The sequence below is a fragment of the Parabacteroides sp. PH5-46 genome (assembly GCF_029892785.1).
Classification (GTDB): Bacteria; Bacteroidota; Bacteroidia; order Bacteroidales; family Tannerellaceae; genus DFXE01.
The window spans coordinates 18,496-32,137 of record NZ_JARXXA010000013.1 but is presented as its reverse complement, the minus strand read 5'-3'; the positions used below and the strand labels follow the sequence as shown (position 1 = coordinate 32,137).

Here is a 13,642-nt window from a genome sequence, read left to right as displayed (position 1 = left end):
TCGAAAAAATGAAACTCCAAATTATTTTCTTTTTCATGTTTTGTGGAATGTTCTCTGGTCTTTATGCGCAATCAGTCGTTTCCGGCAGGGTAATGGATAAAGCATCCAAAACTCCTATGGATTATACCTCTGTTTCGGTTCTTAATAATAATGGTAGTATGTTAACAGGGGTAATTACCGGAACTGACGGTCGTTTTACTGTAACTGACCTTAAAAAAGGTACTTATACATTCCTGTTTTCTTATATTGGTTATCACTCGGACAGCCTGACGGTAGCGATTGGTGAGATAAACAATATTTATGACATCGGCGATATAATGCTTGCCGAGAATGTCGCTTTAATCGGCGAGGTTGTCATAACAGGACGGGCGGATATTGTTTCGGGCAGGCTCGAAAAGAAAACGTATAGTTTGCAAGATAATATATCGCAATCCGGCGGTTCGGTACTTGAAGCAATGCGCAACCTACCGGGTGTTACGGTTGATCAGGAGGGTAAGGTATTGTTGAGGGGAAGCGACAAAGTATTGGTGTTGATTGATGGACGACAATCGTCGCTGACCGGATTTGGCAATCAAAAAGGGCTTGATAATATTTCGGCCTCCAATATTGCCCGCATAGAGATAGTCAATAACCCGTCAGCGAAATTTGACGCGCAAGGAATGGCTGGCATCGTCAATATCATATATAAGGAAGAAACAAAAACCGGATTTAATGGCGAGGTCGGGTTTAATTTCGGGTTGGGCGAACTGACAAAGAGAAAAAGCAATTTGCCCGGCATAATGGATAAGTATTCGCTCACGCCCAAATACAACCCTTCCGTCAGTCTTAACTACCGTACCGATAAAGTAAACCTGTTCCTGCAATCGGACGCAATGTTCCGCCGGAAAGTGAATTGCAACGAGTTTACCACCCGGAAATATACGGACGGGACGGACGACGTTATCTCCCAGTTTCTCGAAAACCGAAGCCAGCAACAATATACCGTAAAATTCGGTATGGATTGGTTCATCGGCGATAACGACCAGCTTACGTTTTTCGGACTGTTCGAGGATGAATACCATATAGATCGGGGTCATGTACCTTATGACTATGTGGACGGTAGCGGGCGTAAAAGGTTTTGGACGTGGGCGGAGGACGAGCGCACTTGGGCCATGAATTACAGTGCGAACTACAGGCACAAATTCGCACAGGCAGGGCACGTACTCGAAGCCACGATCCTTTACACTCACGGCGTGGAAGATGAGTTATTTCCTTTTACGGATTCGACCGCCGTGCGCAATTCGACCGATGAAACCCGGCTTATCGCCAAGGAAAAAATAGCCAGCCTTAATATAGATTACGTTAAGCCACTATTTGCTGGTCGCATCGAAGCCGGAACGAAAGTGCAGTTGCGCTCAATCCCTATCACTTATGATATATTCCCCGGCGCAAATTCCATTCTCGACCCTGACCTCGGCAAATGGTCTGAATATAAGGAAGATATTTATGCTCTGTACGCCAATTATGTTTTCGAGTCCAAATTTATTGATGTGGAGGCGGGATTACGGGCGGAAGAAGCGGTTATTAAATATCATATCGACCCCGCCAACGCCTATTATAACCGCAATCAGTCATACGATAAACTTTCGCTGTTTCCCAATGTTCGCGTTTCGTTCCGTTTGGCCGAAGATCATAAATTATCCTTGTTCTATAATCGCCGGGTAGATCGTCCGGGAGAATTTGACCTGCGACCGTTTCCTAAATATGATGATCCGGAAATATTGAAAACGGGCAACCCATATCTGAAACCGCAGTTTACCCAGCTTTTTGAAATCGCGTACAAAACCTCCTGGAACGGAGGCTCGGTGTTCGTCTCGGGTTATTATAAAGACATCAGCGATATATTTACTCGAATATATGCCAGCGACCCGTCTCAGCCGGAAATAATAAATGCTGTAACACAAAACCTCAACAAAGGGCAAAACTATGGGGCAGAGGTAATAATTGAACAGCAGATAACCAAAAAATGGAATTTCAATGCAGGGTTTAATTGGTACAGAAATATTATAGACGCTTTCGAGGGCACTATAATTTACCCTGTCGATCAACCTTTCTCGTTCGGGAAAACCAAAGGTAATACATGGAATTTGAAACTGAATACTTCGGTAAAACTCCCTAAAGATTTCGACTTGCAAGCCTCTTATATCTATTATGCAAAAGATATTATTCCGCAGGGGGAGATTGCCGGACGAGGTTCATTCGACTTAGGTATTCGCAAAAAGGCTTTTGGCGGCAAAGCGGAATTTTCCCTATCGGCTACAGACATACTTAATACCTTTGAGATCAAACAGACAATTAACGGGCAGAATTTAACAATGCAGAAAGAGAATTACTACGAAACGCAAGTGGTAACGCTCGGAATGAAATATAATTTTTAAAAAATTAATGTCATGAAAATTACGAATTTAGAAGCAATCGAGATACTCGATTCAAGAGGCAATCCGACTATTGAGGCGGACATTACATTAGAGGATGGAACACAAGCACGGGCAATGGTTCCCAGCGGTGCATCGACCGGGGAACGTGAGGCCGTAGAATTACGGGACGGCGATAAACAACGCTATGGCGGTAAAGGGGTATTAAAAGCCGTTGAAAATGTAAACAAAACCATTGCCAGGGCAATAGTTGGAGAAAGTTTTGCCAGTCAGCGGGAACTGGATTATGCTATGATCGAACTGGACGGAACGCCTAACAAGGCGAAATTAGGAGCAAATGCCATTCTTGCGGTATCAATGGCCTATGCACGTACAAAGGCGCAAAGTATGAGGCTGCCGCTATATCAGTATCTCGGCGGGAGCAACGCCTATGTATTGCCCGTGCCGTGTATGAACGTGATAAACGGCGGTAAACACGCCGATAATAATGTGGACTTTCAGGAGTTTATGATAGCCCCGCATAATGCCCCGTCTTTTGCCGAGGCTATCCGCATGGGCGAAGAGGTTTTCCATACGTTAAAGTCAGTGTTGAACGCCAAAGGTTACAGCACGGGCGTAGGTGATGAAGGCGGTTTTGCGCCTAATCTTAAATCCAACGAGGAAGCGGTAGAAGTAATATTGGAAGCAATTACAAAAGCAGGCTACACGCCTGGTACTGACGTTAGTATTTGCCTCGATCCGGCGACGAGCGAATTATGGGAGAACGGCAAATACAAACTGTTCAAAAGTACAGGGAAACTGCTTACAAGCGACGAAATGATAAAACTGTGGGAGGATTGGGTGCGCCAATATCCGATAGTATTGTTAGAGGACGGACTGGCAGAAAATGACTGGACGGGTTGGCAAAACCTTACAAAAGCCCTCGGTAATCGCGTGGAACTTGTCGGGGATGATATTTTCTGCACTAATAAGGCCATTTTACAGGAGGGCATAGACAAAGGCGTTGCCAATTCTATCCTTATAAAGCTGAACCAGATCGGCACGGTTAGCGAAACGCTGGAAACTATGGAATTAGCAAGGCAAAACGGCTATAACTGTTTTGTTTCGCACCGCAGCGGAGAAACTGTCGATACATTCATTTCTGATCTCACAGTAGGATTGAACGCCGGACATATCAAAACTGGAAGCGGATGCCGAGGAGAACGGATTGAGAAATTTAATCAATTCCTGCGTATTGAAAAACGACTTAAAGGCAATTCCGTTTTTGCCGGAAAGAAAACTTTTAAGCGGACATACTAATAACCTGTAAATAATATGTTAGATGACTTCCTGCATAATTTGAATAAAGAAACGGCACAAAAAATCCGTCAATTAGAAACAGTGGAAAAAGATGTTTTGAAAAGGGCGTTTTCGAGCGCCCTTGTTCTTGCCGAGGCTAATTTGGAATTAAAAACCTTTATCATCGAGTATGATTTTAAGGATGAACAGGAAGAAATTCACTTTTTCAAGAACGCTAAACCCTCCTTAATATCACAAATGATTTACTATTGCCAGATATATAATATAGAAATGAACCGTCCTGTGGGTGGCGTGTCAATACAGCGAGATTACCTTAACAAAGAACTGGAGAATTTGCAGGACTATATTGACCGGAGGCCGGAATTTTACAGTTATTATCGTTTAGGGGCAACTGAAAACGATGTAAATTATTTTACCCGTGATAAGTTTGTTTTGGGTTTACAGTATTTGGAGCCTTCTTTAAGTGAGCGAGAACCTAAATATTCAACCAACTGTGATTATAAAATGGCGAAGATGATAGCTAATGAACGGTTGGAGATATTAATAAAATCGCAACTGGATGAATTGGAGCGTCCGCATGAAGATAAGGCACAACTATCCTGGACTACCAAAAAAACATTTTTGATCGAACTTCTTTATGCTCTCGATTCATTTCGGGCTTTTGGCAGCATACCTCTAAAGAGGGTAGTTACAGTAATTCAACGGCTTCTCGGTGTGGATTTGGGTAATGTATCGAGTGCCTTTGCGGAAATGAGAACACGCAACGACCCGACACCTTTCCTGGACGCTTTGAAAGATGCACTATTGCAGAGAATGAAGCGGAGTAATGAAAGGAGAAGGAGATAATGCGTATATGGAGAAAATAATGTAAATTTGTACCACCAATTAAAATTTGCCTTTATGATGTAAATTAAAGATATGATACGGTATGCTACCTTGCGAATCTTATCCGCTTGGGGCTGCCGGAAATGAATATACGCTTTTTCTTTTTATCGGGAAAACTGACATTTAACGGATAAACGAGGATTAACAAGCGCGATATTCACGCATTTTGGCGTGGAGTTGCGTTGTCTCGTTTAAGGTATTGTCAGTACCTCCCGATAAGCGGCGTGATTTCCACGCCTCTTTTATTATCGGGAATAATTTGGGTAAATGACAATGCAATGAACAAAACAAATAAGATTAAGACCTTCTCCTTTATGTCGCTGGATGGGTATGTGCCAAAGGCAGGAGATTATACCGCTTGGCTCCCGGAAGGCAGCCAACCGATTGAGAACGGTTACGGCTTTCATCAATTCCGGGATTCCGTAAGCTGCGCTGTAATGAGTGGAATATATCATGCAACTTTACAGGCTTCGGATGTTTGGCCTTTTGGGGATAAAATGTGTTATATACTTACGCCCCGGAGTTTCAACCTTGCCCCGGATGTAAAAGCCGACTTTATCATTACGGATGATAATGGTTATGACTATAAAAAGGTTGTCGATCAATTACGCGAGAGAACGGACGGGGATATTTGGTTGGCTGGCGACCAGGGTATTATTACCCGGTTTATGTCGCAAGGGCTGATAGATGAAATTATCTTAAATATTCTTCCTGTAACCTTCGGCGTTGGCCTGCCGATGTTCAGCAATGTAAAACAGATACAGGACTGGACGCTTCAAAATCACACTATTTACAGTAATGGAGTGGTACAGTTACATTACACAGCCGACCGTATCTGCGGCTGTCTGGAAAATGGCTGAAAATAAAGCCGCTGACGCATTATTATACCCAGCCTGGGTATTGCTGTCATAAAGCAAAATCAAGACGAAATTAACCTGTATTTCTTCCTGTTTCCCAGGAAAAAGTGCAGGTGTATTTTTTTTCGGGCAAATTGTAAAAAAGGGTGTGTTTCGCCTTTCTGTTGATTAGTGGCTCAATCCCTTTTCCGACAAGACTTTGCAAGCCCTTCGCAAAAAACTATACCCTATTTTTTCATTTCAAAAAAACCGACCGCTAAAAAAAATATGGCGGTCATCTCCCTTGTGTGTGCGGCTTCGGGACGTGCCTTCAAAAAAACTATACCCAGCCTATTTATCAGGTGCTTATAAGTTACGGAACTTTGCAACATCATCAGTAAAATAAGGCTTATGAAGGTAATAACAATAGAAGATGAAGCATATAAAAGATTGGTGCGGAAAATCGAACGGATTTACTCTTATGTGGAAAAACAGGCGGAAAAAGAGGCGGTAACGCCTCCCGATCCCCGCGAGATACGGGTAAGCAACGACGAAGCTGCCGAACTGTTGGAAGTAAGCACCCGGACGCTTCAACGCCTGCGCTCCAATGGAGAAATAACCTACTCAATCCAGGGAGGCCGGACGTGGTATACGCTGGACGAAATACAGCGGGTTATGTCCGGGCGGCTAGTGGCAAGTAAATACAGGAAGGAGAACGATTTGCTCCGGGCGCATCAGGATTATCAGAAGCGTAATAAGCCTGCAAGCACTAAAACCCTAAATAACCTGCGATATGGAAAATGACGAGTTAATGGATTGGTTACAGGGGTGGTTTGAGCGTTTTATGGGGCGTTTTGACCGTTTAGACAACAACATGGAAAATATGTCGGGCAGGTATCATTTTTTAGGCGGCGAACGCTTCCTGGATAATCAGGAAGTTTGCCAGTTACTCCATGTAAGCAAGCGCACTTTACAGCGTTACCGTTCTTCGGGCGAACTTCCCTACCAAATGATATATCATAAAACTTATTACCGGGAAAGCGATGTAGAGGCGTTTATCCGAAAGAATTTTGCCAAAGGAGAACCCGGAGAAGAAACCGAAGAAGATTCCGGGGAGTAAATTTCTTTTTGTTCTTTATCAGCGTCCCGTTTTGTCGTGAGATAAGGCGGGACGTGCTTTAAAATAATTCACTTCTTTATACGGTTTATGATTCAGGCGGAAAACGTATCTTTGCTGTATGAACCCTAAGCAGAAATGATATGAATATAAATGAATTAAGAGAAGCACAAGCGAGATTCCAAAATCGCCTTGAAGATATAATTAAAAGCCGAGAAGAATTATACCAAATTCGTGATTCATTTGCAAAGTATTTCAATCGAGATAAAATCCGCACAATGAGAATAGACGATTATGTTGCGGGGGTTGATCTTCCTAAAAATGGATATAATTTCTGTTATACTTTGGAACGTCAGCTTGACGGACTTGGTAGAATCATTGGAGCGACCGCATTTAAGTTTGGTGTTTATTACGGGAGGACTAAATCTGATGCAAATTACGAGTATCGTTTCACGAAAAAGTTTGGTAGCACTTATCAGGAAGCCTTTAGTAATGTAAAAAAATCAATCTTAGATTTACTTACCGCAGGAGGAAATGGCAATATTAATTTAATCGTAGAAAATCCTCTTTCGCCAATGTTTAAAGGTAAGATTCTTTGCTCGTATTATCCTGAAAGATATTTAAATGTATTTTCTTCCGATCATTTGAATTATTTTTTAATACAACTTGATTTGGATACAAAGGAACTACTTAGAAAAGATCCTGTATATAAGAGGGAGGCATTAATCTCCTTCAAGAATCAGGATGTTATAATGAAAAAATGGTCAGTTGATTTGTTTTCTCATTTTTTATATACAGAATATCCAGGCAGACCACCGAAAGAAGGTCAAAGTTTTGATGGAAATGATATGCTTTCTGAATATCAAATGCCTGCCTTTCCTGCTGATTTTGACATCTCGTTAGTTGATTTAGAAATTGTTCCACCTGAACAGTCTGAAATGCAAGCCAAAAAAGCAAAATCTAAATCAAGAAAAAAAGATTATGAGAAGGATGCAAAAAAAATGAAAAGACTTGGAGATAGAGGCGAAAAAGTAGTAATGGATTTTGAAATAGGAAGGTTGATAGATGCAGGAAGAACTGATTTAGCAAAGAAAGTTAAAAGAGTATCTTTAGAATCTGACTCTTTCGGTTATGATATACTATCATTTGACATTGATGGAGCGAAGAGATTTATTGAGGTTAAAGCAACAAGCCTTAAAGTTGGGCGGACAAATTTTTACTTGTCTGTAAACGAGCTTTATACAGCCAAAGAATTGGATAATTATTATATTTATATGGTTTATGATATTATTTCAACAAATCCGCGAGTTTGGATAATGGGAAACCCTTTTAGACCTCAAAATGACGATATACAGATAAAGCCAATAAATTTTAAAGTAACGATCAATACAAAGAGAAAATAATCTTCCTCTATAAAAAAGCGTCCGGAGCATTGCCCCGGACGCCACCACTAAAAAAATCAGAGAAGTTAAAAGCAAACATCCCTATCTGCAATAACCTCAAAGACTTTTTCAGTGGCAAAGATAGTGATTTACCTGGATTTGCGTTTGTTTCCTCCCTTGCCTTTCTTATCCTCGAACTCGAACACGGTTTTATAATCGGCGTCGAATTTCAGAGCAGCCTCGAACGTCTTGCCCGTCTTACTGCTTACAAAGCCCTTAATTATCCCGGTCTTTCCGTCCATGAGCAGCGACGTAATCTGCGTATCGGATAACTCTTTTTTTGCAATACATCGCCATACAGTCAGCCCACAGGCTTCACTATTACACTTGGCTACCTTTTGATAGATAACCACGCTACCTTTTTTGCATTTAGGACAAGGGCATGACTGGCGGTTATCCTGCCGCTCGAAAGGCATATCCAGTAACTCGGCTGTGATCTGCGACGCGTAAACCTCTATCGAGCGGTGGAACGTGCCTGCATCCATATCGCCCGTACCGATCTTTGCAAGGGCGTATTCCCATTGCCCGGTCATTGCTACGTCGGCTATCTTCTTCTCCCTAACAGCAAGATAGACGACAAGCCCCTTGTTCGTAGGAACGAGGGCTTTTTTCTCACGCACGATATACTCACGGGCAAACAGGGTTTCGATTATTGCCGCCCTTGTCGCGGGTGTTCCTATCCCTGCGTCCTTCATGGCCTCGCGTTCTTCCTCGTTCTCCACCTCTTTGCCTGCCGATTCCATTGCCGAAAGTAAGGAGGCTTCCGTGTGCAGGGGCTTGGGTTTGGTCTGCTTTTCCTGCACCTCCGTATCACGGACGGCCAGTTTATCGCCTTCCGTCAGGTCGGGCAGTATGGTTAAATCCTCGTCCGCTGTTTCTTCCTGGTTGGCTCCGAAAACATTACGCCAGCCGGGATGTAACATTATACTGCCCTTTGCGCTAAAGTGTACGCCGCCAGCGTCAAGCGTTACGGCGGTGTTCTCTTTGGTGCAACGCTCTCCGAAGGCTTCAAGCATACGTCCGGCAACCATGTCGTAAATAAGCTGTTCATCGGCGGATAATCCCGTCGCGGGATCTTCCGTAATAATCAGCGCATGGTGGTCGGTTACTTTGGCATCGTCCACCGGGCGGGTATTAAGCGAAGTATCAAACCTGCTGTCGATATACGCCCCGAATTTAGGGTGCGCCCGTAAAGTCGCTATCAGGTGCGGTATTTCCTCCAGTACGTCGGCGGAGATATACCGGGAGCCAGTACGCGGGTAGGAAATAATCTTTTTTTCATACAACGCCTGGGCTATCGTCAGCGTTTTATCCGCTGAAAAGCTGTACCGCTTGTTGGCGTCCTTCTGTAATGTTGTGAGGTCGTACAAAAGCGGCGGTTCCTGGTGGACTTCCTTTTTTACGACGGACGTAACGGTAAGCCCTCCGGCGGCATTTACCGCGCTGGCCGTTTCATCGGCGGCGGTACGGGTGTCGTACTTGTCAGCCGAAAGGACTGCAAAAGCCGTCGCGTCTTTCGACGTATGCACCTTCAGGCGAAAATAGGTCTGCGGCTTAAAGTCCTTGTTCTCCAGGTAGCGCGAACAGATCATAGCAAGGGTCGGGGTCTGTACCCGTCCCAGCGACCATACGCCGCTCCCGGCGGTAATGGAAAGTGCTTGCGAGGCATTAATACCTACTATCCAATCCGCCTGGCTGCGGGCTTTGGCGGAGTAATAGAGGTTATCGTAATCGCTCCCTGGACAAAGGGACTGGAAGCCGTCGCGGATTGCCCTGTCGGTAAGTGAGCTTATCCACAGGCGACGGAATGGAGTACGGCATCCTACATAATTATATATATAGCGAAATATTAACTCGCCTTCCCTTCCGGCGTCGGTCGCTACTATAATTTCATCGGCGCGGCAGAACAGGTCTTTAATGACTTTTATCTGTTTGAGTGCGCCGGGGTCGGGTTTATACTCTTTGCCTTCCCTGACTTGCCGGGGAACAAGGGTAAAATCCTTCGGAAGTATCGGCAGGTTTTCACGCTGGAAACCTGTAAAGCCATAGGCTTCGGGCATGGCAAGTCCGACCAGGTGGCCGAACGCCCATGTTACGGTATAACCGTTCCCTTCGATAAATCCGTCTTTCTTATTGGTTACGCCTAAAACGCTGGCAATATCTCGCGCAACGCTGGGCTTTTCTGCTATTATAACTTTCATCTTTGATTTTTTTAGTGGGTTTGAAAATTTGAATTATAAGCCCCCTACGTCTTTGCTTTTGCCTTTCTTCGGAGCCGCCGGGGACTGCTTACGCTGCTGGCTCTCTTTCTTCTTCTCGCCCTGTTTGGCAGTGGGATTAGTCTGCCCAGACTTCAAAGGTTCGCCCTTGCCCTGGGCGTGCTTGGTGGCTTCGTTGGTTTTACCGTCATTATTTACCGCTACCTGTGTCTTATGGCCTGCGGCGGGTTTGATGTTCTGACCCTCTTTTGCGGCTTGTTTCGCTTCGATAGCCCGTATTTGGTCGGGGTGCTTGGAGGTATGGCGAACGTGGCCTTTCTCCGGGTCAGGCCATATCCAGGCATTGTATTTCTGCCCTTTCTTGTCGGTGGCTTCGACCTGTTGCGCTCCTTCCTGCTGTTTGGGCTGGGGCTTCTGCATACCCTCCACCCAAATAGGCTTACCTTCACATAGCTGTTTGAATTGTTCGCGGGAAAGTTCCACCCCGCCCTGAATGGGACGTACCCAAATATCGCCAACCTTACGGGCTTTAAGCGGTTTATCTTCTCCGCTTTGTTCCTGCTTGGCCGCCCGCTCCTGGCGGTGCTGTTCCCGCTGTTCCAGGGTAAACCGGAAATCGAAATTGCGGTTTGCAGCATTGTACTGGATAATGCGGTCGATTTTAGACGGTTCTTCGCCGGGCTTTACCTTTTTATCCATACCCTCGACCAGCACGCCCTCGCCCGCTTTTAACTTCGTTTGCTGTTCTTCGGAAAGTAGGGCGTTCTTCAATGTCTGCGGGATATTAATTTCAGACAGAGGCATAGCCTCGAAGCGGTTAGTCTGCTTGTCGAGCGAAACGAGCGAAGGCACTTTTTCGCCGCCCGGTACAGGCTCCAGGTCGAATACACGGCCACCGTTACCCGTCTGCTGGAATTGCTTTATATCCTCGTCGGTAAACTTCACGCCCATAAAAGGCTTATCGAAATCGGGTTGCTGTTGGTAGGGGTGCGTTTGGATTTTGATAGAGCCGTCGGGCTGTTGTTCCAATGACAGGCGGGCTTTGACCGTAATTTCTTCCCCGTCGATGTTTGCCTTAATATCCACCAGGCCGGGGGATTTATGCCCGTAGGCCATTGCTTTGAGTGCGTCGCGGAAATCGTCGGCTGAAATACCCAGCTTTTCGGCCTCCTTCCAATCGACTTTATTAAGGTCAAGCGGTTGGTACTTTCCCTGGGCTTGTTCCTGCGCTTCGCCTTCGGGTTTAACCTTGTAAGGATCGAGTACCTTATCATCAGGATTAATCTTGATGATCTTGTCAAGGAAGCCGGAAATTTTATCGACCGCGCTTGCCATGACTGCATAAAGCCCTATATGCGAAGGGGTTTCATACTGCCCGGAAAACTTCTGCATGAAATTCTCCAGCGGGTTGCCGTTGGAATTAATTTCAAAGAATTTGTCCGAGTTCTCTTTGGTGGGATTGACGGTGTTAAGTGTACCGTCTTTGTTCATCCCGGAAACGACTTTTAGATTGCCGTCTGCGCCGATAGACAATAAGACTAAAGGCTCGTCTTTTTTGATTTTTTCGTCCATGATAAAATGGTTTTTAATTCTGCATTACTATTAATGCAGAACGAAGGTAAACCGAAGTAATGGACTGATTGCAAGGTTTTAAGACAGCGGCAGCTTGTGTCCGGGAGTGGCGTCGAAATCAAGAATAATCTTTAGTTGTCGGGGCGATTCATTGTTACGCAAAACGCTGGGTCATATCCTGCGTTTTTTCTAAATTTGTATTTTATATCAGTAGATTATGGCAACACTAAGAAAATGTTTTACACAACCCACTTTAGAAGGTATTTCTAAAATTCTTGGGGATACAAATTCGGGCTTAACAGGTAGCGAAATACAGCACTTATTAGCGCAAAGTAAAATAACCGATATATCGCCGACTTCTACTAAATGGAAAAGGATATATGATGCTTTTGCTGTTTATCAAAACAATAATCAATGCTCTAATAATATATTGAACTTCATTGCACTTGCATTGGCTCCAGCAAAATATGTTAATAGCCCGGAAGTTTTTGCGGAAAAACGAAATCAAATCAACCAGCAATTAAGTTTTATCGGATACCAGTTTAATGAAAACGGCAGTTTTAGCGAGATAAAACAGGCATCGACAATTTCAGAAGCCCAAAGGAAAGCGGATGATCTGAAAACAAAATTAGAGCAAAGGAAGGCACATAGAGAAATCTTCAATTATTGTAAAGCTGAACTACTAGCAAATAATTATTTTCATTCAGTATTTGAAGCAAGCAAGGGTTTATTCCAAAGAATTAGGGATATATCCTTATGCAATGAGGACGGGAGCAAGCTAATCGAATATGTATTTAGCAGTAATCCGGTCTTAATAATAAACAACTATCAGTCAAAATCAGAGCAAGACGAGCATAAGGGATTTTGTAATATTTTGAAAGGCTTGTGCGGTATGTTCCGTAATCCCGAAGCTCATGAGCCTAAAATCAGTTGGGAGGTTTCAGAGCAAGATGCTCTCGAAATATTGTCAATGATTTCATATTGTCATAGAAGATTAGATAACGCACAAAAAATAAGATAAGTTATGAGCAAACTATACGAACTATCATACCGTACAAATATCAATACATATACATTCCGTGATAAGCATATTATCCTGTATGACGATCATCGTACACTATTAAATATACTGTTTGAAGCTAAAAGGCTGGGAGAACTTACAGAAACGCCCAATCTTATTTATTTTGATCTTCATGATGATGCTTGCGAGTTGCTCCCGAAAAGTCAGTTGTTAGCCCGAATGGGAGTTAAAGATTTGTCAGAAGCAACAAGTAAACAATTTTGGTCTTTTGTGGAATTTGATTTGGGCGTATTGGATGATGATTGGTTATTGGTTGGAATGGAACTGGATTTAATAAAGGACGCCATTCTAATCGGACAAGAAGAAAATCATCATATTCAAGACATGGGAGGTCGCTATGTGTCGGAAGATGAGATAGAACATGAATTATACAGTATTTCTCATTTGAAATATAGTCTTAATAATAGAGGTTGTTTAGGGGATAGCATTATAAAAGAGCCTTATTTTCAAAATGTTCGTGATATTATGCAATACCATAACAGGCGTTTTGATGAGGGAGATATAAAACCTTTTGTTTTAGATTTTGATTTAGACTGCTTTACAACAGAATGTCGAGAAAAAACTTATGCATGGCCTGAAAAAATCTTCATAGATGAATATTTTGAAAGTTCCAATGCGAGATACTTTATGGAAAGTTTATTAAATAGAACATCGTTTATTACTATATGTAGAGAGCCTGAATGTTGTGGCGGTATCGGTGAAGCAAACAAAATTCTCAACTATTTAGACCGATATTTTTTTGATGGTGCATTAAGAACAGAACCAATATATTAATCT

General features: G+C 43.4%; 11 protein-coding genes. 9 read left to right on the top strand and 2 right to left on the bottom strand.

All coding sequences use genetic code 11. The features are described from left to right. Positions 1 to 8 precede the first annotated feature (8 nt). From M2470_RS13400 to M2470_RS13370, 7 genes are all read left to right on the top strand, one after another. Positions 9 to 2,417: a TonB-dependent receptor gene (locus M2470_RS13400; protein WP_280745505.1), complete on the top strand. Its 2,409-nt coding sequence runs from the start codon at positions 9 to 11 to the stop codon at positions 2,415 to 2,417. Positions 2,418 to 2,429: 12 nt separating this feature from the next. After that, entirely contained in the window at positions 2,430 to 3,713 is a 1,284-nt protein-coding gene (eno, locus tag M2470_RS13395) for a phosphopyruvate hydratase (RefSeq protein WP_280745504.1), read from the top strand. A gap of 15 nt (positions 3,714 to 3,728) precedes the next feature. Continuing rightward, entirely contained in the window at positions 3,729 to 4,559 is an 831-nt protein-coding gene (locus M2470_RS13390) for an RteC domain-containing protein (protein WP_280745503.1), read from the top strand. Positions 4,560 to 4,876: 317 nt separating this feature from the next. Continuing rightward, on the top strand, positions 4,877 to 5,458 hold the full coding sequence (locus M2470_RS13385; protein WP_280745502.1) for a dihydrofolate reductase family protein: 582 nt from the start codon (positions 4,877 to 4,879) through the stop codon (positions 5,456 to 5,458). Between the two features lie 387 nt (positions 5,459 to 5,845). After that, complete coding sequence (locus M2470_RS13380; RefSeq protein ID WP_280745501.1) at positions 5,846 to 6,238, top strand: helix-turn-helix domain-containing protein; 393 nt, start codon at positions 5,846 to 5,848, stop codon at positions 6,236 to 6,238. Positions 6,239 to 6,278: 40 nt separating this feature from the next. Continuing rightward, complete coding sequence (locus tag M2470_RS13375) at positions 6,279 to 6,554, top strand: helix-turn-helix domain-containing protein (protein ID WP_280745584.1); 276 nt, start codon at positions 6,279 to 6,281, stop codon at positions 6,552 to 6,554. Positions 6,555 to 6,694: 140 nt separating this feature from the next. Next, positions 6,695 to 7,954 (top strand): DUF3883 domain-containing protein, encoded by a 1,260-nt coding sequence (locus tag M2470_RS13370; RefSeq protein WP_280745500.1) that lies wholly within the window; start codon positions 6,695 to 6,697, stop codon positions 7,952 to 7,954. Positions 7,955 to 8,082: 128 nt separating this feature from the next. Here the strand turns inward: M2470_RS13370 and M2470_RS13365 are convergent, their stop codons facing one another. Further along, positions 8,083 to 10,194: a type IA DNA topoisomerase gene (locus tag M2470_RS13365; protein WP_280745499.1), complete on the bottom strand. Its 2,112-nt coding sequence runs from the start codon at positions 10,192 to 10,194 to the stop codon at positions 8,083 to 8,085. Between the two features lie 33 nt (positions 10,195 to 10,227). Beyond that, positions 10,228 to 11,784 (bottom strand): DUF3945 domain-containing protein, encoded by a 1,557-nt coding sequence (locus M2470_RS13360; RefSeq protein ID WP_280745498.1) that lies wholly within the window; start codon positions 11,782 to 11,784, stop codon positions 10,228 to 10,230. Between the two features lie 217 nt (positions 11,785 to 12,001). On the opposite strand from M2470_RS13360, the gene M2470_RS13355 reads away from it, so the two are divergent. Both M2470_RS13355 and M2470_RS13350 read left to right on the top strand, forming a co-directional pair. Then, positions 12,002 to 12,805 (top strand): TIGR02391 family protein, encoded by an 804-nt coding sequence (locus tag M2470_RS13355; RefSeq protein ID WP_280745497.1) that lies wholly within the window; start codon positions 12,002 to 12,004, stop codon positions 12,803 to 12,805. Between the two features lie 3 nt (positions 12,806 to 12,808). Continuing rightward, positions 12,809 to 13,639 (top strand): hypothetical protein, encoded by an 831-nt coding sequence (locus tag M2470_RS13350; protein ID WP_280745496.1) that lies wholly within the window; start codon positions 12,809 to 12,811, stop codon positions 13,637 to 13,639. Positions 13,640 to 13,642 lie beyond the last annotated feature (3 nt).

Coding starts and splice junctions, on each gene's coding strand:
- M2470_RS13365 (WP_280745499.1), bottom strand. CDS start 10,194: ATGAAAGTTATAATAGCAGAAAAGCCCAGCGTTGCGCGAGATATTGCC.
- M2470_RS13360 (WP_280745498.1), bottom strand. CDS start 11,784: ATGGACGAAAAAATCAAAAAAGACGAGCCTTTAGTCTTATTGTCTATC.
- M2470_RS13370 (WP_280745500.1), top strand. CDS start 6,695: ATGAATATAAATGAATTAAGAGAAGCACAAGCGAGATTCCAAAATCGC.
- M2470_RS13355 (WP_280745497.1), top strand. CDS start 12,002: ATGGCAACACTAAGAAAATGTTTTACACAACCCACTTTAGAAGGTATT.
- M2470_RS13385 (WP_280745502.1), top strand. CDS start 4,877: ATGAACAAAACAAATAAGATTAAGACCTTCTCCTTTATGTCGCTGGAT.
- M2470_RS13400 (WP_280745505.1), top strand. CDS start 9: ATGAAACTCCAAATTATTTTCTTTTTCATGTTTTGTGGAATGTTCTCT.
- M2470_RS13350 (WP_280745496.1), top strand. CDS start 12,809: ATGAGCAAACTATACGAACTATCATACCGTACAAATATCAATACATAT.
- eno (WP_280745504.1), top strand. CDS start 2,430: ATGAAAATTACGAATTTAGAAGCAATCGAGATACTCGATTCAAGAGGC.
- M2470_RS13390 (WP_280745503.1), top strand. CDS start 3,729: ATGTTAGATGACTTCCTGCATAATTTGAATAAAGAAACGGCACAAAAA.
- M2470_RS13380 (WP_280745501.1), top strand. CDS start 5,846: ATGAAGGTAATAACAATAGAAGATGAAGCATATAAAAGATTGGTGCGG.
- M2470_RS13375 (WP_280745584.1), top strand. CDS start 6,279: ATGGGGCGTTTTGACCGTTTAGACAACAACATGGAAAATATGTCGGGC.